This window comes from Arthrobacter sp. 24S4-2, from assembly GCF_005280255.1.
Taxonomy (GTDB): domain Bacteria; phylum Actinomycetota; class Actinomycetes; order Actinomycetales; family Micrococcaceae; genus Arthrobacter.
On the sequence record NZ_CP040018.1, the window covers coordinates 4,623,403 to 4,643,039 of the forward strand.

At 65.9% G+C, this 19,637-nt stretch carries 14 protein-coding genes, 1 tRNA gene and 3 pseudogenes; 9 read left to right on the plus strand and 9 right to left on the minus strand.

All coding sequences use genetic code 11. From position 1 onward, the window contains the following. Positions 1–41 precede the first annotated feature (41 nt). From FCN77_RS21435 to FCN77_RS21445, 3 genes are read right to left on the minus strand one after another with little or no spacing between them, the layout of a single operon-like run. Positions 42–953 (minus strand): NUDIX hydrolase, encoded by a 912-nt coding sequence (locus FCN77_RS21435; protein WP_137323897.1) that lies wholly within the window; start codon positions 951–953, stop codon positions 42–44. Positions 954–970: 17 nt separating this feature from the next. Then, positions 971–1,540: a RidA family protein gene (locus tag FCN77_RS21440; RefSeq protein ID WP_137323898.1), complete on the minus strand. Its 570-nt coding sequence runs from the start codon at positions 1,538–1,540 to the stop codon at positions 971–973. A 2-nt stretch (positions 1,541–1,542) separates the two neighbouring features. Beyond that, positions 1,543–1,698, minus strand: a complete 156-nt coding sequence (locus tag FCN77_RS21445; protein WP_011693223.1) for a DUF4177 domain-containing protein — start codon at positions 1,696–1,698, stop codon at positions 1,543–1,545. A gap of 37 nt (positions 1,699–1,735) precedes the next feature. On the opposite strand from FCN77_RS21445, the pseudogene FCN77_RS21450 reads away from it, so the two are divergent. The 5 genes and pseudogenes from FCN77_RS21450 to FCN77_RS21470 all read left to right on the plus strand — a co-directional run bounded on the left by FCN77_RS21450 (position 1,736) and on the right by FCN77_RS21470 (position 9,018). After that, positions 1,736–3,999, plus strand: a pseudogene (locus tag FCN77_RS21450) (transglycosylase domain-containing protein). Between the two features lie 5 nt (positions 4,000–4,004). Next, positions 4,005–4,948 (plus strand): annotated as a pseudogene (locus tag FCN77_RS21455) (metallophosphoesterase). 253 nt (positions 4,949–5,201) lie between these two features. Next, positions 5,202–7,019: an ABC transporter ATP-binding protein gene (locus FCN77_RS21460; RefSeq protein ID WP_137323899.1), complete on the plus strand. Its 1,818-nt coding sequence runs from the start codon at positions 5,202–5,204 to the stop codon at positions 7,017–7,019. Continuing rightward, entirely contained in the window at positions 7,016–8,848 is a 1,833-nt protein-coding gene (locus tag FCN77_RS21465) for an ABC transporter ATP-binding protein (RefSeq protein WP_137323900.1), read from the plus strand. The genes FCN77_RS21460 and FCN77_RS21465 overlap by 4 nt, the downstream gene beginning before the upstream one ends. A 93-nt stretch (positions 8,849–8,941) precedes the next feature. Then, positions 8,942–9,018: transfer RNA gene (locus FCN77_RS21470), tRNA-Pro, on the plus strand. A 188-nt stretch (positions 9,019–9,206) separates the two neighbouring features. On the opposite strand, the gene FCN77_RS21475 is transcribed toward FCN77_RS21470, so the two are convergent. Beyond that, positions 9,207–9,437 (minus strand): hypothetical protein, encoded by a 231-nt coding sequence (locus FCN77_RS21475; RefSeq protein ID WP_137323901.1) that lies wholly within the window; start codon positions 9,435–9,437, stop codon positions 9,207–9,209. A gap of 131 nt (positions 9,438–9,568) precedes the next feature. Here FCN77_RS21475 and FCN77_RS21480 point away from each other — a divergent pair, with 131 nt between their 5' ends. Then, entirely contained in the window at positions 9,569–10,843 is a 1,275-nt protein-coding gene (locus FCN77_RS21480) for a helix-turn-helix domain-containing protein (protein WP_137323902.1), read from the plus strand. Here the strand turns inward: FCN77_RS21480 and FCN77_RS21485 are convergent. Further along, the gene (locus FCN77_RS21485) at positions 10,840–11,793 is read right to left on the minus strand and encodes a phosphoribosylaminoimidazolesuccinocarboxamide synthase (RefSeq protein WP_137323903.1); all 954 of its coding nucleotides are present in this window, start codon (positions 11,791–11,793) and stop codon (positions 10,840–10,842) included. The two genes, FCN77_RS21480 and FCN77_RS21485, sit on opposite strands and share 4 nt — an antisense overlap. Position 11,794: 1 nt before the next feature. Next, positions 11,795–13,111: a phosphoribosylamine--glycine ligase gene (purD, locus tag FCN77_RS21490; protein ID WP_137324903.1), complete on the minus strand. Its 1,317-nt coding sequence runs from the start codon at positions 13,109–13,111 to the stop codon at positions 11,795–11,797. A gap of 91 nt (positions 13,112–13,202) precedes the next feature. Here purD and FCN77_RS21495 point away from each other — a divergent pair, with 91 nt between their 5' ends. Genes FCN77_RS21495 through FCN77_RS21505 form a run of 3 tightly spaced genes read left to right on the plus strand, consistent with a single transcriptional unit; the run spans position 13,203 to position 16,229 of the window. Beyond that, the gene (locus FCN77_RS21495; protein WP_137323904.1) at positions 13,203–14,780 is read left to right on the plus strand and encodes a molybdopterin-dependent oxidoreductase; all 1,578 of its coding nucleotides are present in this window, start codon (positions 13,203–13,205) and stop codon (positions 14,778–14,780) included. Positions 14,781–14,839: 59 nt separating this feature from the next. Further along, a complete protein-coding gene (locus FCN77_RS21500; protein ID WP_137323905.1) occupies positions 14,840–15,856 on the plus strand; it encodes an asparaginase in 1,017 nt (338 codons plus the stop codon). Between the two features lies 1 nt (position 15,857). After that, complete coding sequence (locus FCN77_RS21505; protein WP_137323906.1) at positions 15,858–16,229, plus strand: sterol carrier family protein; 372 nt, start codon at positions 15,858–15,860, stop codon at positions 16,227–16,229. A 129-nt stretch (positions 16,230–16,358) separates the two neighbouring features. Here the strand turns inward: FCN77_RS21505 and FCN77_RS21510 are convergent. The 3 genes and pseudogenes from FCN77_RS21510 to FCN77_RS21520 all read right to left on the minus strand — a co-directional run bounded on the left by FCN77_RS21510 (position 16,359) and on the right by FCN77_RS21520 (position 19,631). Then, positions 16,359–17,866: pseudogene (locus FCN77_RS21510) on the minus strand (cation:dicarboxylase symporter family transporter). Between the two features lie 221 nt (positions 17,867–18,087). Next, a complete protein-coding gene (locus FCN77_RS21515; RefSeq protein ID WP_254679050.1) occupies positions 18,088–18,768 on the minus strand; it encodes an SDR family oxidoreductase in 681 nt (226 codons plus the stop codon). A gap of 119 nt (positions 18,769–18,887) precedes the next feature. Then, complete coding sequence (locus FCN77_RS21520; protein WP_137323908.1) at positions 18,888–19,631, minus strand: aspartate/glutamate racemase family protein; 744 nt, start codon at positions 19,629–19,631, stop codon at positions 18,888–18,890. Between the last annotated feature and the right edge of the window lie 6 nt (positions 19,632–19,637).

Sequence of the window (19,637 nt, forward strand, 5' to 3'; positions counted from 1 at the left end):
GGGGCCGGCGCCTGGCGAACCCAGCCTGCAGCGAAGAAAGACTACCGCTCCCTCTGCGGCTCTCCCGCGACGGTCTTTGCGGCCTCGACTTCGAGCATCAGCTGGCCCTCTTCCTGGACCAGCTTCGGCTGGTACACGTGGGGTTTGCGCTTGTAGCTCAGGTAGGCGATGCAGCCGTTGGCGGCCGCCATTTTTTCGAACATGATCTCGGAGCCGGGGACAAGGAGTTGGCCAAGTTTCAGGCCAACGGTGTTTTCCTGGCCCACTTCGTCACCAAGCGCAGTGGTGTCACGCTCCTGGATGACCCTGCTGGCGCAGACCCAGCGGCCCCACACTCCCTTGCTTTCCAGCAGGGTGGGCTGCTGGTTTACAGGCACCGTGGCGGCAAAGTAGCGGGTGTTGAAACGGCGGTGGGCGAAGTCGGGGCTCAGCCAGTTGACCAGCGGCTTGAGCAGGTCCGTCCGGACGGAGAGCCCCCGTTTGGCCAGGACATCCGTGAAGGACTTTTCCTGCCCGGCAACAGCTATCCGGGCGCGCATCCATTCCACCGTGGAAGTGGCTTCCACGGTGGTGGACAGGTCCGGGCCGGCAAGGAGCACGCCGGTTTCCTCGAAGAGTTCGCGGATGGCACCGACGATGTGGCGGCGCGCCAGCCCGACGTCGTTCGTTCCCATCTGTTCCGCCCAATGCTGCGGCGAGGGGCCAAGCCAGCCGACGGCGTCGTCGTCGGACGCCTCCAGCGAGCCGCCGGGAAAGGCGAGGACACCGAGCGGGGAAGTACCCGGGCGGTAGCCCAGCCAGGTTTCCAGACCTGTGGGCGAGTCCCGCAGCAGGACTACGGAGGAGGCGAGGCGTGCGGCGCGGGGCGTCCGCTCGCCGTGATCAAGCCAGCTTTGTGCTGCCCCCTCGAGATCGGGAGGCAGCACAAACAGGCGACGGGCTAATTGGGGCAAGGGAAGTGACCGGCCTTCTAGCTAAATTCGGCGATCAGTTCGACCTCGACCGGCGAGTCCAGCGGCAGGACCGACACGCCGACGGCGGAACGGGCGTGCTGGCCGGCGTCGCCGAGGACCTTGCCCAGGAGTTCCGAGGCACCGTTGATGACACCCGGCTGGCCGGTGAAGGACGGATCGCTGGAGACAAATCCCACAACCTTGACGATCCGGGTGATCCGGTCGAGGTCGCCGATGACGCTCTTGACCGCTGCGAGTGCGTTGACAGCGCAGACGGCGGCAAACCGCTTGGCGTCTTCAGGAGACACAGTGGGCTCATCCGCATGGCCTTCGGTTCCGGTGGACACCTTGCCCGTAGCTTCGAGTTTGCCGTTAATAAAGGGCAGCTGGCCGGAGGTGTAAACGTGGTTCCCGGAGATGACTGCCGGGACGTACGCGGCCACGGGTGCAGCTACCTCGGGCAGGGCCAGTCCCAGCTCGGCCAGCCGCTGTTCGACGGCGGATGCCGGGGCTCCGTTTTCCGGGCTGGTGGCCTGATTTTCGGCGTAGGCCGGGGATTCCGGCGCCGTGCCTGCAGTGCTTGTCATAACTACTGCTTCTCCCTCTTAAGGTAGGCAACGAGGCCGTTGCCGTCAGGTCCGGTGACGACCTGGACGAGCTCCCAGCCGTCCTCTCCCCACTGGTCCAGGATCTGCTTCGTGGCGTGAATAATGAGCGGAATCGTGGCGTACTCCCATTTGGTCATGACCTAAAGACTAGTCCTTGCCGGTAAAGTGGAAAACATGGCGACTGGTAAGAACCCTTTATTCGACACGGCCACCACCCTCGGAAAGATCCTTGCTTTCCTTGGCGTGAGCGCGATTTGTGGTGTCCTGGTGGCAGGCCTCCTGGTCCCTGCGGCGGCTGTTTCCGGCAGCACGGCCAGCGGTTCCATCGAATTCTTCGACACCCTCCCGGCAGAGCTGCAGGTGGACCCGCCCAGCCAGTCCACCAAGATCCTTGCCTCTGACGGCAGCCTGATCGCCAACCTCTACGCGGAAAACCGCACCCGCGTTTCACTGGACCAGATGTCGCCATACATCAAGGACGCCGTGATCGCCATCGAGGACAGCCGCTTCTATGATCACGGCGGCGTGGACACCACGGGCATCATGCGCGCTTTGGTCAGCACCGCACGCGGCAACAAGCAGGGTGCATCCACCATCACCCAGCAGTATGTGAACAACGTCATAAACTCGTCCCTCGAGGCCGAAGGCAAGAACGAGGACGTCAAGCTCAACGGTGTCAACAAGGGCGTCGGGGACAAACTCCGGGAAATGAAGCTGGCCATCGCCCTGGAGAAGAAGTTCACCAAGGAGCAGATCCTCGAGGGCTACCTCAACATCGTGTTCTTCAACCGGGACGCCTACGGCATTGAAGCCGCGTCCAAGCTGTTCTTCAGCACGTCCGCGAAGGACCTCACCCTCCCGCAGGCTGCCCTGCTTGCCGGTGTGGTTAATAGCCCAACTTTCTACGACCCCACCACCAACCCGGACAACGCGAAGAACCGCCGGGACCTGGTGCTTAAGGCCATGTACACGCAGGGCAAGATCAAGCAGGCCGAGTATGACGCCGCGGTGGCCACGCCGGTGGAAACGAAGGTGACCCCTGCCCGCCAGGGCTGCGCCTATGCTGCCACCGCCCCGTATTTCTGTGACTACGTCCTGCACCTGCTGCTGAACAACCCGGCCTACGGCGCCGATGCCACGGAACGCGAGCGGAAGATCTTCCGCGGCGGCCTGACCATCACCACCACCCTTGACCCGAAGGCACAGACCGCGGCGCAGGGCCAGGTGGACGCGTCCGCCGGCGCCAACCCGGACAAGTGGGGCGCGGCGCTGGTGTCCGTCCAGCCGAACACGGGCAAGATCGTCTCGATGGCGCAGAACACCGTGTGGCTTCCCTCCGAGGGAAAGTTCCAAGCTGAGCAGAACTTCAACGTGGACTCCAAGGACGCCAACGGGAACGACCTCAATGGCCTCGGCGGATTCCAACCCGGTTCCACTATGAAGCCGTTCACGTTCGCCGAATGGCTCAACGAAGGCAAGTCCATGAGCACCCAGCTGAACGGTGCTGTGCGGCGCTATCCGCAGAACTTCCCGTGGAAGAACACCTGCCCAGCACAGACCGTCGGCTGGTACGACGCCTCCAATGGCACTAAGGATCTGCAGAACGCGGAAGACGGCTACTACAAGTACATGTCCGTCCTGGACGGCCTGGCCAACTCGATCAACACCATGACATTCGCTTCCGCGTCCCAGGTTGACCTGTGCGGGATCCAGAAGATCGTGGACGCCGTTGGCATCCACGGCGGCCTGCCCAACGCCGAATCACCAAACCCCCAGGTGCCGATGACGACGCTGGGTAACCTGATTGGTTCCACCCAAACGGCGCCGCTGACTATGGCCAGCGCATTCGCCACATTCGCCAACGACGGCAAGTACTGCGAGCCGATCGCCATCGCCTCCGTGACGGACCAGACCGGCGCCCAGCTCCCGGCGCAGGCAACGAGCTGCCGGGACGCAGTCAAGCCTGAGGTGGCCAGGGGCGTCGCCTATGCGATGCAGGAAGTTCTGAACCGCGGCTCGGGGTCACTGATCCAGCCCCGCATCTCTACCAAGACGAACTTCCCCATCGCCGCCAAGACTGGCACCAACGACTCCAACGGCTCCACCTGGGTTGTGGGGTACACCACCGGCCTGGCCACCGCCACCTGGTTCGGGGATGCCTTGGGGACCAGGGCCGAGCCGGGCAGAACGTCACCGTTAACGGCAAGTTCTACAAGGGCATCGACGGCTACATGATTGCCGGCCCCCAGTTCTCCAACTACATGGCGCAAATAGCTCCGGCATACGGCACTAACCCGTTCCCGGCCCCTCCGACGAGCATGATCAGCGGGGCGCCCACCCGCCAGACCACGCCGTCCACGCAGAGTTCCTCGCCTGCGCCGGCACCTTCCACGCCCGCTCCGGAGCCCACCAAGAGCAACGGCAAGGGCAACGGGTAGCGCCGATGGCTGACGCACGGTCCCTGGCAAGCCGCGCCCGTAGCATCGGGCGCGGCTTTGCCGTAACTGCGGCGGCCGGCGCCGCCGCAGGACTGGCAACGGCGGGGTACGGTCTGTGGGAAAAGAACCAGTTCGTCCTGCGTGAGGAATCCCTGCCCATCCTTCCCCGGGTTTTGGTCCGATCCGGATCCTTCACCTGAGCGACATCCACTTTGTCCCAGGGCAGCACCGGAAGGCGCAGTGGCTGTCCTCGCTGGCCGAACTGGAACCGGACCTGGTGGTGAACACCGGGGACAACCTCAGCCACGTCAAAGCCATTGACCCGCTGCTGCAGGCGCTGGCCCCGCTGCTGGAATTTCCGGGAGTGTTCGTGCCCGGTTCAAACGACTACTTCGCGCCCACCATCAAGAATCCGGCGTCCTACCTTCTGGGTCCTTCAACAGCCCAGAAGAAGCCCGTGGAGCTCGACTGGCCCCGGCTGCGCTCCTACTTTGGAATGTCCGGCTGGGTTGACCTGACCAACCGCAACCAGTCCGTGGCCCTGAACGGGCTGCGCTTTGATTTCTCCGGCGTGGACGATCCGCACCTGGGCCTGGAGAGGTACGCCGGTTGGCCCCGCGGGACGAAGGGCCAGGACACCACGCCGCACCTGCGGGTGGCAGTGATCCATGCCCCCTACCAGCGCGTGCTGGACCACTTCACAGAGGATGGCGCCGACCTCCTGCTGGCCGGCCACACCCACGGCGGCCAGATCTGCGTCCCCGGCTACGGCGCTCTGGTGGCCAACTGCGATATCCCCACCTGGCGGGCCAAGGGCCTCAACAACTGGGAAAGCAACGGCAGCACGACGCCGGTCAACGTCTCCGGCGGGATCGGCACCTCCCGCTTTGCCCCGGTCCGCATCGCCTGCCGGCCCGAGGCCGTGCTGCTGACGTTGTCGGAACGCTAACCCACCGGTGATCCGGCCGGGCCCTCGCCAGCCGGATTCGCTGGGCGAGCTTAGGGGCGGGGGGAGCGAGATCCGGGTTTCGACACGCTCAACCACCGGTGGGACCGGGCTCCCCCGCCCGCGCGGGTATTGCAAAACGCAATGACTGGGCAAGATCCGCGCGCCGGGCCGAAACCTGTGAAACGTGTCACTCGATGGCATAGGGTAGTTGCTAAAGGAAACTACATTCGCAGTTGAGCTTTAAGAAGCGGGCATGGCCAAGCAGACTCCATTCTTCACGTCAATCAGCCGACTTTATCCCCATGTGAAGCCGATCATCCCCCGGCTTTTTATGGGACTCCTGTGCGCCCTGCTGGCCAGCGTCGTGGCCCTCGCCATCCCGCAGGTGCTGCGGGTGCTGATCAATGATTCACTCCAGCCGGGCGGCGCCACGGATGCGGTCTGGATCGCCTCGCTGGTCATTCTGGGCCTGGGCACCGCCGAAGCCGGACTGGTTGCCCTCCGCCGCCAGTTCGTCATCAACCCGGCTACCACCGTTGAAACGCGGATGCGGGTATCCCTCTACGGCCATCTCCAGGACCTCACGGTGTCCTTCCACGACCGCTGGGGCTCCGGGCAGCTGCTGTCGCGGGCCATGACGGACCTGAACTTCCTGCGGCGCTGGATGGCGTTCGGCGCCATCATGCTTGTGGTCACCACCCTGACCGTGGTGATCGGCGTCGTCGTGATGTTCTCCATGAGCTGGCAACTGGCCCTGATCTTCCTGGCGGCGGCCGTTCCGATCATGATCTACGGATTCCGGTTCCGGACGCGCTTCAGCAAGGTGGCGCGCCGGAGCCAGGACCAGGCCGGCGACCTGGCCACCACGGTGGAGGAATCGGTGCACGGTATCCGCGTGCTGAAGGCGTTCGGCCGCAGCCGCGAGGCCCTGGAAAACTTCAACGAGCAGGCCGAAGAGCTCCGGCAGACTGAGATCGCCAAGGCGAAGCACCTTGCCACCTTCAGCATGGTGGTCACCCTCCTCCCCGAACTGGCACTCGGCGCCGGCCTTGTGGCCGGGGTGATGCTGGCCGCGGACGGCCAGCTCAGCATCGGTTCGCTGGTGGCCTTCTTTGCGACGGCGGCCGTCATCGCCGCGCCGGTGGAGTTCTGCGGCATGCTGCTGGCCATGGCGCTGACCGCCAAAACGGCCATCGACCGGCATTTTGAGGTCATGGACGCAGCGAACACCATCACCAGCCCGGAGCAGCCCCGGCAGCCTGCCGAGGTCAGCGGGGCGCTCAGCTTCAACTCGGCCACGTTCGCGTTCGAGGACGCCCCGGACAAGCCGATCCTCAAGGACGTCAACCTCGCCATCCGGCCCGGCGAGACCATGGCCCTGGTGGGCATCACCGGCAGCGGCAAGAGCGCGATGCTCCAGCTGGTCCCCCGCCTCTACGACGTCACCGAAGGGTCCGTCACCATCGACGGTGTGGACCTGCGTGACTTCTCCGTCGAGGAACTGCGCACCGTGGTGGCGGTGGCCTTCGAAGACACCACCCTGTTCTCCAATTCCGTACGTGACAACGTCCTCCTCGGTGCCCGTGAACGGAGCGAGGAGGCGCTGGAAGAGGCCCTCGAGGTTGCCCAGGCACAGTTTGCCTACTCCCTCCCCGAGGGCCTGGACACGCTGATCGGCGACGAAGGGCTGAGCCTCTCCGGCGGGCAGCGGCAGCGGATCGCCCTGGCGCGCGCCATCGCCGCGAAGCCCAAGGTGCTGGTGCTGGACGATCCCCTGTCTGCCCTGGACGTGAATACCGAGGAACTCGTGGAGGCCCGGCTCCGCGAAGTCCTGGCCGACACCACCACGCTGATCGTCGCCCACCGGCCGTCCACCGTGGCGCTGGCGGACCGGGTGGCGCTCCTCGAGGAGGGCCGGATTGCCGCCGTCGGGACCCATACGGAACTGCTGGAACACAACGATCACTACCGCTACGTGATCGCCAGCCTGTCAACCGAGCCCCGGGACCTGGATTCCGAACTGTCGGACCTCTCAGAATTAACGGACGAGTCCGAGGAGATTTCCCGATGAGCACCGCAACGTTCGGCACCGCCAACGAGGACAACGCCCACCTGAGCAAAAGCGAAAGCAAAACCGTACGACGCCGGTCGCTCGCCCTGCTGGGCTCCCTGATCCGGCCCGCCCGGCTGAGGTTTTGGCTGACCATAGCAATGGTGGTCCTTTCCCAGGCCGCCCGCGTGGCCGGACCGGCGCTGATCGCCTTCGGCATCGACCATGCTCTGCCGGCCCTCCGGGCCGGGGACAACGTGCCGCTGGTGCTCACCGGGGCCGCCTACCTGGCAGCGGCGGTGGCCACGGCCGGCCTCACGGCCCTGTACGTGACCTCCACCGCGAAGCTCAGCCAGGCGATGCTGCTGGACCTGCGGGTCCGCGTCTTCCGCCAAACCCAGCGGCTCAGCCTCGAGTTCCACGAGAAGTACACCTCCGGCCGCATCATCGCCCGCCAGACCTCGGACCTTGAGGCGCTCCGCGAACTGCTGGACTCCGGCGTCAGTTCGCTGGCCTCTGGGATGCTCTTTATGGTGTTCACTGCCGCCACCATCTTCGCCCTGGACTGGCGCAGCGGACTCCTCGTGCTGGCTGCCGGGGTCCCCATGTTCTTCTTGGCCCGCTGGTACCAGAAGCACTCGCAGATCGTCTTCCGCGAATCCCGGGTCGTCTCGGCACGGCTGATCGTGCACTTCGTGGAAACCATGACCGGCATCAGGGCCGTCAAGGCCTTCCGCAAGGAACGCGAAAACGCCGAGCGCTACGGCGAGCTGTCCGAGGACTACCGCAGGGTCACGGTCCGCTCCATCAACCTCAACGGCATCTTCCAGCCGGGCCTGGTGCTGATCGGCAACGTCTGCGTCGCGGTGGTGCTGCTCTTCGGCGGTTTCCGGGTCATGGGCGGGGAACTGGCCGTCGGCGTGCTGCTGGCCCTGATCCTGTCCACCAAACGCTTTTTCCAGCCCGTGGACCAGATGGCCATGTTCTACAACTCCTTCCAGAGCGCCCAGGCGGCCCTGGAAAAGGTCTCCGGCCTGCTGGAGGAGGTTCCCACCGTGCGGCCGCCCAGGAACCCCGTGGCGCTGCCTGAGGCGCTCGGCACCGTCGACTTCCACGGGGTGGAGTTCAAGTACGGCGACGGGCCGGTCATCATACCGAAGCTGGACCTGCATATCCCGGCCGGGCAGACCGTGGCCCTGGTGGGCCAGACCGGCGCGGGCAAGTCCACGCTGGCCAAGCTGATCGCCCGCTTTTACGACGTCTCCGAGGGGTCTGTGACGCTCGACGGCGTGGACTTGCGCAGCCTCACCACTGCAGACCTGCGGCGGAACGTGGTGATGGTTACGCAGGAAGCCTTCCTGTTCAGCGGGTCCGTGGCGGACAACATTGCCCTGGGCCGTCCCGAGGCCTCCCGTGAGGAGATCGAGGAGGCAGCCCGTGCCGTTGGCGCCCACGAGTTCATCATGGAACTGCCCGATGGCTTCGACACGGACGTGAACAAACGCGGCGGGCGTGTTTCCGCCGGCCAGCGGCAGCTCATCAGCTTTGCCCGGGCTTTCCTGGCCCGCCCCGCCGTCCTGATCCTGGACGAGGCCACGTCCTCACTGGACATCCCTTCGGAACGCCTGGTCCAGCACGGGCTCGCGAGCCTCCTGCAGGGCGTAGCGGGGCACGACGCCGGGCGCACGGCACTGATCATCGCCCACCGGCTGTCCACGGTTGAGACAGCCGACCGTGTCCTGGTGGTCCATGACGGCCGCCTTGTGGAGGACGGCACGCCGGCGGAACTGATCGGCGGCGGCGGGCGGTTCGCTGAGCTGCACGGGGCTTGGAAGGACTCGCTCGTATAGACCCCGCGGCACCGTCGGGACAGCCAACCGGACGCCGATTTCACATCCGGGGCAAGCATCCGCTATTCTTGTAAAGTTGCTTTTGCAGCGGATCGGGATGTAGCGCAGCTTGGTAGCGCGCTTCGTTCGGGACGAAGAGGTCGCAGGTTCAAATCCTGTCATCCCGACCAAAAAGTAAGAGGGTCTTCCATTCGGAAGGCCCTCTTTGCTTTACCTCCGGCTGTTCCGAGAGGCCGGCGGGAGTCCAGAAGCCGTCGACGGGGTTTCCCTGTGTCCCTGGGCAAAAAAATAGCCCCGGGACATGGTTCGCACATGTCCCGGAGCCGGTGTTTCCCTTGCGGGAAGTCGCATCAGCCCTCTACATCGGGTCCGGCCAGTTACCGATGAAAGCCGGGAATGCCATGGGGTCCGGCCAGTTACCGATCGCCTGGGCGGCTTGCATGGGATCGGGCCAGTTGCCGATCGCAATAGTGCTTCCCAGTTGATCCGCCCAGTTGCCGACGGGCCCGGCAGACAACACTGCGGGGGCCGCGGCTGAAAACGCCAGTGCGCCTGCCAGAACGGCGGCGGCTGCGATCTTCTTCAACATTAGGTTTCCTCAATACGAGTCGGATTCGTTACAAAGTCAGCACTGCCCTTGTTGACATACATTGTAAAATGTTTTCCACAGAGACTGTCAAGCATTTGGTATAAAGACTGTCCGGAATAAGGAGGAAACCCGTGGGGAACGGATTCGGGGAGAAGCTCCGCGCCGAACGACTCGAACGTGGGTTGACGCAAGCAGAACTGGGAAAGGACCTCTATTCTCCCAGCTACATCTCCCTCTTGGAAACAGGTCGGCGTGAACCAACCGCCGATGTTATAGAAGAGTTAGCTCGCCGGCTCGAGCTGGCGCCCAAGGCTCTGGAGGCCTGGAGCCAGCCCATCTCGGTCAGCGACGCCGAGTACGTGCTGGCCGGCCTGTACGCCCGCCAGGCCTGGGACCTCCGGGACTACCCCCTGGCGGCCGCCCACGCCGCCACAGCGGCCCAGATAGCCCTTGAGGGGAAGAACACCAGCGCCTGGTGGAACATGACCTACATGCAGGCGGAATGCCTCATGAAGCAGGGCCAGCTGCACGAATGCCAGAACATCATGCAGCACCTCCTCGAACACCCCATGGCCACCGAGTCGGCCGGCCTGGGGGTGCGTGCCCGGCAGATGCTCGCCGCCGTGTGCCACGGGCAGGGCCAGCTGGCCACCGCCGTCGAGCATGCCCAGAAGGCCGTTGAACTTTGCGCCCAGCTGCCCAAGGGGTCAACGCTGATCATCGGTGCCCTGCGTGCGCTGATCGGCGCGCTGGCCGAAAGCGGCCGCCTGGACGAGGCCTGGACGTACTGCCAGGCCATGAACGACCAGATGGACGACCAGTCCATCTCACAGCTCGCAGGCGAAGTGGCGTGGGTGATCGGCAACGTGGCCTTCATGCGGCACGACTACCCTGAGGGCATCAAGTACCACGAGCGGGCGGCCAAACTGCTCTCGCCGGCCAACGACATCGAACTGTGGGCACGCTTCAACAAGGCATCAGCGGCCGTGCGGCTCTCCTCAGGAATTGTGGAACCGGAAACCCTCTCCGCCATCGAGCGCGCCGAACTGGCCCTGTCGATCGTGGGCGGAAACAAGACGGACCAGCTGGAAGTGGCGTTCATCCGCGCACGCTGGCTCTACCTCACGGGAGACATCCCGGCTGCAGTGGAGAAACTCCGCGAAATCCACGCCGAGCGCAAGGCCCTGGCCCGTCACACCGCCGGCGAGGTGTCACTCCTGCTGGGGAAGTCGCTCAAGGCCGCCGGGGAATCCGACGAAGCCCTGGTGCTCCTCGAGGAAGCACAGAAGGAATTCAGTGCCGCCGGAGCCTCGGACCGGGTACAGCAGGCCATGGACGCCGTGCTGGAGATCAAACTGGCCCAGCGGCGCGCTGCCGCGGCCGAAGCCGCGGCAGCGGCCAGCTAAACGAACTTCAGCCCGGTGAGCTTTTCGTAGGCTTCAACGTAGCGGCCGCGGGTGCGGGTCACCACGTCCTCCGGCAACGCCGGTGGGGGCACGTCGGAGGCGCGGTCCCATCCTGACTCGGCGGACGTCAGCCAGTCACGCACATACTGCTTGTCGTAGGACGGCTGGGACTTGCCCGGCTCATAGGTTGCCGCATCCCAGAACCGTGAGGAGTCCGGGGTCAGGACCTCATCGCCCAGGGTGATCACACCGGTTGCGACGTCGAAGCCGAACTCCACCTTGGTGTCGGCCAGGATGATGCCGCGCGTACGGGCGATTTCCTCGGCCTTGGTGTAAATCTTGAGCGTGAGCTCACGCAGGCGTCCGGCAACATCCTCCCCCACGAGCTGCACAACGGCGTCGTAGGTGATGTTTTCATCGTGCTCCCCCACCTCGGCCTTTGCCGACGGGGTAAAGATGGCCTCGTCGAGGCGTGACCCGTCCACCAGGCCCTCCGGCAGCGGAATGCTGCACACAGTCCGGGACTGCTGGTACTCCAGGAGCCCGGAGCCGGTGAGGTAGCCGCGGGCGATGCATTCCACCGGGAACATGTCCAGCTTCTTGCAGATCATGGCCCGGCCCTCCACCGCGGCAGGAACTCCGCCTTCCACGGTGGATGCCAGCACATGGTGCTCAACGTCCAGCTGGCCGAACCACCACAGGCTCAGCTGCGTGAGGATGCGGCCCTTGTCCGGGATTTCGCTGGACAGCACGTGGTCGTAGGCGCTGATGCGGTCGCTGGCGACCACCAGGACGCAGTCCTGGCCGAACTGCTCCTGGATGGACTCATCGACGGGAACGTAAAGGTCCCGGACCTTGCCCGAGTAGACGTGGCGCCAGCCCGGAAGGTCCAGCGCCTCAGTCGCCAGGCCCGCCGTGGCGGCCGGTACAAGCGGGGAATTCTCAGTCATGCTATGCCTTCGTCTTCGTCACGGGCAGCGACCCGGTTGCGCTGGACGATACTTTGATCTCGCCCCGGGCAGCCTTGCGGCCGATGTCCGTGCGGAACTGTCCGCCTTCAAGCTGGACCAGCTCCACGCCGTCGTACGCCCGTTCGCGGGCCTCCACGAGGTCGGTGCCCAGCGCCACCACGGCAAGCACGCGGCCGCCGGCGGAGACCACTTTGCCCTCGTCGTCCAGCTTGGTGCCCGCGTGGATCACGTGCACACCGTCGAGCTCATCGACCTTCTTGAGCCCGCGGATGCGGTCCCCCGTCCGGGGGGTGTCCGGGTAGTTTTCGGAAGCAACGACGACGGCGACAGCGGTGTCCTTGGACCAGCGCAGCTCTTCCGCCTTGTCCAGTTCGCCCTTGGCGGCTGCCATCAGCAGGGAACCCAGCGGCGTCCTGAGCCGGGCCAGGACCGCCTGGGTTTCGGGATCGCCGAAGCGGACGTTGAACTCGATGACGCGGGTGCCGCGCGAGGTCAGGGCGAGGCCCACGAACAGGACGCCGACGAACGGGGTGCCGCGGCGGGCCATCTCATTGACCGTGGGCTGGGCCACGCGGTCGATGACCTCCTGGACCATGCCTTCCGGTGCCCATTCCAGCGGGGTGTAGGCGCCCATGCCGCCGGTGTTGGGGCCTTCATCGTTATCGAAGATCCGCTTGAAGTCCTGTGCCGGGGAGAGCGCCACGGTGTTGCGGCCGTCGCACAGGACGAACACCGAAACCTCAGGGCCGTCCAGGAACTCCTCGATCACCACGGAGCCGCCCACATCAAAGCAGCTCTGGGCGTGCGCCAGGGCTTCGTCCCGGTTGTTGGTGACCACCACGCCCTTGCCCGCCGCAAGGCCGTCGTCCTTCACCACGTAGGGGGCACCGAACGTGTCCAGGGCATCGGCGGCTTCTTCAGCGTTGCTGGCCACGCGCGCCATGGCGGTGGGGACGCCGGCCTCGGCCATGACCTGCTTGGCAAAAGCCTTGGACGCCTCGAGCTGGGCTGCCGCCTTGCTGGGCCCGAACACCGGTATGCCGGCTGCGCGGACGGCGTCGGCGACACCGGCGGCCAGCGGCGCTTCGGGCCCGACCACCACCAGGTCCACGCCCAGCTTGGTGGCCAGGGCGGCTACCGAGTCCGGATCGTTGCCGTCGATGGCGTGGGTGGGAACCAGCTTGCTGATGCCCGCGTTGCCCGGAGCCGCATGGACTTCGGAAACGTTGGGGTCTGCAAGCAGGGAGCGGACAATGGCGTGTTCGCGGCCACCGGGGCCAATGACGAGTACCTTCACAGTCTCCAAGGGTACTTTGTGCACCCGGTCCGCTCCTAAGCCGTGACCTGCCGCCATCAATCCGGATGGCCCGCGGCTACGAACTCCCGGCATGAAGAAGCTCACGAACCGGTTCAAAGGCCCCACCGCGCTGGCCGCGTTGGCCGGCGTCGCTGCCGCCGCCGTCGTTCTTTCCGTTGCGGAACTGATCGGCGCCTTCTTCACGGCGCGGGCCACGCCGCTCATTGCGCTCGGCTCCACCTTTATCGACTTCACGCCGCCGTGGCTGAAGGACTTTGCCATTGCCACCTTCGGCACCAATGACAAGGCGGCACTGTTCGGCGGCATGGGACTGACAATCCTCCTGCTCGCCTGCTTGCTGGGCGTTGCGGCCTACCGGAAATGGGCCCTGGGCGTTGCCGGTGTGCTCCTGATGGGCACGGTCATTGTTGCCAGCGTGGTCACCCGGGCCAGCGTCAAGCCAGCAGACGCCATCCCCTCCCTGATCGGAACGGTGGCGGGGCTGGTGGTGCTGCGCCTCCTGGTCACGCGGCTGTGGCGGATGAGCTCATGGCCGGCTGTGGCCTCGGATGTGGCAGCCAAGGGCGCCGAACGTCCCGCCACCACCCGCCGCGCATTCTTCGCCACCACCGGGATTACGGCAGGCGCCGCGGCCATCGCGGCCACCGGGGGCCGGCTGCTCAGCGCGGCCCGGAGCAACGTGGCCCGGGCCCGCGAATCCCTGCAGCTGCCCTCGCCGGCCAAGGCTGCCCCGGCCGTCCCCGCCGGCGTCCAGTCAGCCACCCCGGGCGTCACGCCATGGGTCACGCCCAACAATCAGTTCTACCGGATCGACACAGCCCTGAGCGTGCCGGAAATCAAGGCACAGGACTGGGAGCTGCGCGTCCACGGCCTCGTGGAACAGGAAGTCACCCTGACGTTCCAGGACCTGCTCGACGCCGAGCTGGTCGAGTCGCACGTAACCCTCACCTGTGTGTCCAATCCCGTGGGCGGAAACCTGGCCGGCAACGCCAAATGGCTGGGCCTGCCCATCCGCGAAGTCCTCAAGATGGCCCGCCCCAAGGACGGGGCGGACATGGTCCTGTCCACGTCCGAGGACGGGTTCAGCGCCTCAACGCCGCTCGAAGTGTTGCAGGATGACCGCGATGCCATGCTGGCGATCGGCATGAACGGCGAGTCGCTTCCGCTGGAGCACGGCTACCCCGTCCGGATGGTGGTCCCGGGCCTGTACGGATTCGTTTCCGCCACCAAGTGGGTGGTTGACCTCGAAGTCACGCGCTTCGCGGACAGCAAGGCGTACTGGACTGACCGCGGCTGGTCCGAGCGCGGACCCATCAAGACCATGGCCCGGGTGGAAGTGCCCAAGTCCTTTGCCCAGGTTCCGGCCGGCAAGGTGGCAGTCGGCGGCACCGCCTGGGCGCAGACCCGCGGCATCACCAAGGTGGAGGTGCAGATCGACAACGGCCCCTGGACCGAAGCCGTGCTGTCCACCGAAGCCTCCCTGGTGACGTGGCGGCAGTGGTCCTTCGAGTGGGATGCCACGCCGGGCCCGCACTACATCAAGGCCCGCGCCACGGACGGCACCGGCGAGGTCCAGACCGACAAGCGGGCCGATCCCGTGCCCGACGGCGCGTCCGGCTGGCAGTCGGTGATGGTGACAGTTCAATAGCCCGGCCATGTGGCCCCGGATTGCCCGGGTTTCCGGCAGCTGCACCATAGACTTTAGGCATGCCGGAAAATCCCCATGCCACATTCACCGTGGAGTCCGCCGTCGAACTGGCAGTCGTGGAACGAAGCGGTTTCGTCGAATCGCGGCACATCGGCGCAGCCGTGGTCCTTGCCGCCGACGGAACGGTGGTCACGCAGCTCGGTGACATCACCACACCCATCTACGCCCGCTCGGCGCTGAAGCCCCTGCAGGCCCTGGCCGCCATGCAGGCAGGCGTGCCCCTGCGCGGTGCCCAGGTTGCACTGGCCTGCGCCAGCCACACCGGGTCGCTGGACCACATGGATGTGGTGGAGGGGATGCTCAAGGCCGCCGGCGTGAAGGAGGAACAGCTGCAGTGCCCCGCCGCCTGGCCGCAGGACGAGAATGCCCGCCACTGGCTCATCCGCTCCGAACAGGGCAGGTCCAAGCTCGCGTTCAACTGCTCGGGGAAGCACGCCGCCTTCCTGTGGGCCTGCACGGAGAACGGCTGGGACACGCACAGCTATCTTGAGCCCAACCATCCGATGCAGCAGCGCGTCCGGTCCGTGATCGAGGAGTACTCCGGCGAACGGATCGCGCACCTGGGCATCGACGGCTGCGGCGCTCCGGTGGCCGCCATCTCCCTGACCGGCCTGGCACGGGCCTACTCGCGGCTGGCCAAAGCTCCCGGCGACAAGAATTCCAACGCGCGTGCTGCCACCATCGCCACGTCCATGCTGGACTACCCGTGGGCCGTGCAGGGCAAAGGCGAGCCCAACACGGTCGTGATGGACGAACTGGAGATCATCGCCAAGATCGGCGCCGAGGGGGTCCTGGCCCTGGCCACCAGCACGGGCGTTTCCGTGGCCATCAAGGTGCTGGACGGCAACCAGCGCGCCACCACCCTGGTGGGGCTCACCCTGCTGGCCGCCTCCGGCGCCGTGGACATCCCGGGCGTCTCCAGCGTCCTGGAAAAAGTCGTGGAGCCTGTGCTGGGCGGGGGACGGCCTGTGGGCAAGATCCGGCTAGGCCACGCCGTGTCGGCGCTGCTGGACTGACATGGCAGTTTCACGCCGACGCATTGACGTCGAAGAAGGCCGCGCCGCGCTGGCCGCCTGGCTGGAAGCGGGCGTCCCGGCGTCGGGCGTTCCGCGTGCGGTGACCGCGACGGCGGTGCGCTACACACTGGAGGAGGTCACCGCGAGGGCACCGGGCAACTCCGTGGAGGTGCGCGTTCCGCCATTCGGCGTCACGCAGTGCGTGGAGGGTCCGCGGCATACGCGCGGCACTCCGCCTAACGTCATTGAGTGCGACGCCGCCACCTGGCTGGCGATGGTCTCCGGCCAGTTGAGCTGGGCCGACGCCGTCGCCTCCGGGAAGGTGGCCGCTTCAGGGCTGCGGGCGAACCTGTCGGAGCTGCTCCCGCTGTAGCGGCCGGCAGGGCGCCTCAGTGGACCTTGGCCGGAAGCTCGAAGGACAACGCGCAGCCCCGCCCCGGTCATTTCCGGGGCGGGGCTGCTGTGGTGCGGTTCTGCTGTTTCGGGTTGCGCGGCCGTTGCGCTATTCGTGGTTGATGGCGGCCGAGCTGTGCTCCGGCGGACCTGCGTGGGCGCCGGGCCGGCTCATTTGGAATCCGGGGATGTCCTCGAGGTTGGGACCGCCGCGGAACTTGGGCGACGGCGACCCTCCTCCGCTGATCCGCTCGAGTTCCTGGTCCTCGAAGTCATCCTCGACGCCGAGCATGATGGCCGAATCATGGTTGGTGATTTCGCCCCGGAACGCACGGAGCATGACGCTGCGGTCGAACTGGCCCTCCCACTTGGAGACCACGAAGGTTGCCACGCAGTTCCCCAGCAGGTTGACCACAACCCGCATGGAGTCCATGAGACGGTCCGCGCCAAGGAGCAGGGCGACGCCGGCAACCGGGAAGATCCCGAGGGCGGCCGCAGTGGCGGACAGCGCGAGGAACGAGGAGCCGGGGACCCCGGCCATGCCCTTGGACGTCAGGAGCAGCACACCGAGGGCGGCCAGCTGCTGGCCAAGGTCCAGGTGGTGGCCGAAGGCCTGGGCAAGGAACAGCAGCGAGATCGAAAGGTAGATCGCGGCGCCGTCGAGGTTGAACGAATAGCCGGTGGGAACCACCAGGCCGGTGGTGGCGCGTGAGCAGCCGGCGTTGGTCAGCTTGGTCATGATGCGCGGCATCACAGCCTCGGTGGAGGCGGTGCCGAGCGCCAGCAGGAACTCCTCGCGGGTGTATTTCAGGAAGTGCCAGAGGGGAACCCGGGCAAATCCCCAGGCCACGAGGAACAGCAGCGCGATGAAGACAATGGCGGCGCCGTAGCAGGCGGCGATCAGCTTGGCGTAGGTGCCCAAGGTACCCAGGCCGTACTGGCCGATGATGAACGCCATGGCACCGAAGGCACCGATCGGCGCCACCTTCATGATCCAGGACATGATCTTGAAGATGAGTTCCAGGACGGTCTCCATGAGGCTGATGACCGGCATGCAGCGCTCGCGTCCAATGACCACGATGGCCGCGCCGAAGAACACCGAGAAGAACAGGACCTGCAGGAGGCTGTTGCTCGCGAAGGCGCCGATCACACTGGTGGGAATGATGTCCAGGATGAAGGACGCCGCATCCTTGGCCACGGCGTGGCCGGTCTTGGCATCCACGGCTTCCTGGGACAGCGTGCTGGGGTCGATGTTCAGCCCGGCACCGGGCTGGACGATGTTGCCTACGATCAGGCCGAAGACCAGCGCGAAGAGCGTGGCCGCGGTGAAGTAGAGAAGGGCTTTGACTCCGACCCTTCCGACCGCTTTGACGTCGCCTACGGCCGAAATGCCGGTGACGATCACCAGGAAGATCAGCGGCGCGATGATCATCTTGATGAGCTGGATAAATCCATCACCGAGGGCCTCAGCTGCGAGCCAAGGTCCGGCCAGAAATGTCCGATAAGAACACCTGCCACGACGGCGATCAGAATTTGGAAGAAGAGCGACCTATACAGGGGCTTCTTCTTCGACGGCGCCGAACTCGCCTTCAGCGCCGCGGAATCTGGGATCTTCATTGATCTGTACCTATCAATCGGGAACAGCCCCGGAGATCGGGGTCTGTTTCCAAAGTAACCCCGCTCACACTATTCCGCAAGGGGAAATTGAGTTTTCACAATGTGAAAACTTACGAAGACTTGGGAGCATGAAAAATCCGCCACGGCATTGGACATCCGCACCCGGGAACGCAGGTGCGGATGTCCGCTTCCGTAGCGGAAAGTTGTGGAGTCTTCTGTTGTCAGCCCCGGCCGATGAACGGCATGCCGGCGGCGGTGATCACCACCGAGCCCACGCTGGCCGACGGCGGCATGCCTGCCATCAGGAGCACGGCACGGGCCGCGTCCTGCACCGGGAACGTGGGCTCCGTCCTGTGGCTGCCGTCCGCCTGCAGGGCACCGGAGTCCACGCCGATGGTGCCCATGATGTCCGTGGCCGTGTTGCCGATGTCGATCTGGCCGCACGTGATGCCAAATTCCCGGCCGTCCAGCTCGATGCTCTTGGTCAGGCCTGTCATGGCGTGTTTGGTGACCGTGTAGGCCACCGTCCGTGGCCGCGGCGAATGGGCGGAAACGGATCCGTTATTGATGATCCGTCCGCCCTGCGGCTCCTGGGCCTTCATGGCCCGCACGGCGGCGGCGGCGCACAGCATGGAGCCGGTTAGGTTCACCGCCACCACGGCGTCCCAGTCAGCCACGGCGATCTCATCCACCGACGCCGCCGGGCCAAACACGCCGGCGTTGTTGAACAGGACGTCCACCCTCCCCCACTTCTGGAGGGTGGCAGCGAAAAGGCGCTCGACGTCGTCGGGCTGTGTGACATCGCAGGGCACCGTCAGTGCCTGGCGGTGGCCCGCCGCGGACTCCAGCAACGGAGCCTCACGGCGGCCGGCCAGCACCACGCGGTACCCCTCGGCCAGCATGAGCCGCGCCACCGCACGGCCGATCCCGGAACCTGCACCGGTCACGACGGCGACCGGCCCCGGCCGGTGGGTGGTACGGGCCGGTGGGTTGCAGTCATTCGTCGCTCCTTGCGTTGGTGCTACGGCGCAGCGGGCACTTCCGCTGCCGTTATTGGCCAGCCTACGACGGTCTTGGGCCGCGGGCTGGCGTAGGTCCGGACTTTGGACGTGGACAGCCCCAGCCGCACGAGGGACTCCGCGATGGTCACGGCCGCGGCCACGCCATCAACCACCGGGACGCCGGCGCGCTTGCGGATCTCCTCGTCCAGCCCGGCCATCCCGCCGCAGCCAAGGACTATGACTTCGGCTTTGTCCTCACGGACGGCAACCAGGGCTTGTTCGATGATCGCTTCGACGGCCCGTTCCGGCTCCTCCTCCAGCTCCAGGACAGCCATGCCGCTGGCCCGCACCGAGGCGCACCGGGCATCGAGACCGGCCAGCTTCAGCCGGTCCTCGATGAGCGGAACCGCCCGGTCAAGCGTGGTGACCACCGAGTATTTGTGGCCAAGGAACATGGCAGTGGAGGCGGCCGCCTCGGTGATGTCGACGACGGGAACGTCCAGGAGCTCCTGCAGCCCTTCCCGGCCGTGCTCGCCGTATCCGGCCTGGATGACGGCGTCGAACGGCTCCGGGTAGTTCACCACGGCGTCCATGACGGCGATGGCTGCCAGGTAGCTTTCGAAGTTGCCTTCGCAGGAGTCCGCTCCGAACCGCGGCGTGAGGCCAATGATCTCGGTCCCTGGTGCCGCAGCGGCCCGTGCCTGGGCGGCGATGGAATCCGTCATGGACTGCGTTGTGTTTACGTTCGCAACAAGAATGCGCATGGCTTG

Coding starts and splice junctions, on each gene's coding strand:
- FCN77_RS21440 (WP_137323898.1), bottom strand. CDS start 1,540: ATGACAAGCACTGCAGGCACGGCGCCGGAATCCCCGGCCTACGCCGAA.
- FCN77_RS21445 (WP_011693223.1), bottom strand. CDS start 1,698: ATGACCAAATGGGAGTACGCCACGATTCCGCTCATTATTCACGCCACG.
- FCN77_RS21460 (WP_137323899.1), top strand. CDS start 5,202: ATGGCCAAGCAGACTCCATTCTTCACGTCAATCAGCCGACTTTATCCC.
- FCN77_RS21465 (WP_137323900.1), top strand. CDS start 7,016: ATGAGCACCGCAACGTTCGGCACCGCCAACGAGGACAACGCCCACCTG.
- FCN77_RS21475 (WP_137323901.1), bottom strand. CDS start 9,437: ATGTTGAAGAAGATCGCAGCCGCCGCCGTTCTGGCAGGCGCACTGGCG.
- FCN77_RS21485 (WP_137323903.1), bottom strand. CDS start 11,793: ATGACTGAGAATTCCCCGCTTGTACCGGCCGCCACGGCGGGCCTGGCG.
- FCN77_RS21495 (WP_137323904.1), top strand. CDS start 13,203: ATGAAGAAGCTCACGAACCGGTTCAAAGGCCCCACCGCGCTGGCCGCG.
- FCN77_RS21500 (WP_137323905.1), top strand. CDS start 14,840: ATGCCGGAAAATCCCCATGCCACATTCACCGTGGAGTCCGCCGTCGAA.
- FCN77_RS21505 (WP_137323906.1), top strand. CDS start 15,858: ATGGCAGTTTCACGCCGACGCATTGACGTCGAAGAAGGCCGCGCCGCG.
- FCN77_RS21515 (WP_254679050.1), bottom strand. CDS start 18,768: ATGCTGGCCGAGGGGTACCGCGTGGTGCTGGCCGGCCGCCGTGAGGCT.
- FCN77_RS21520 (WP_137323908.1), bottom strand. CDS start 19,631: ATGCGCATTCTTGTTGCGAACGTAAACACAACGCAGTCCATGACGGAT.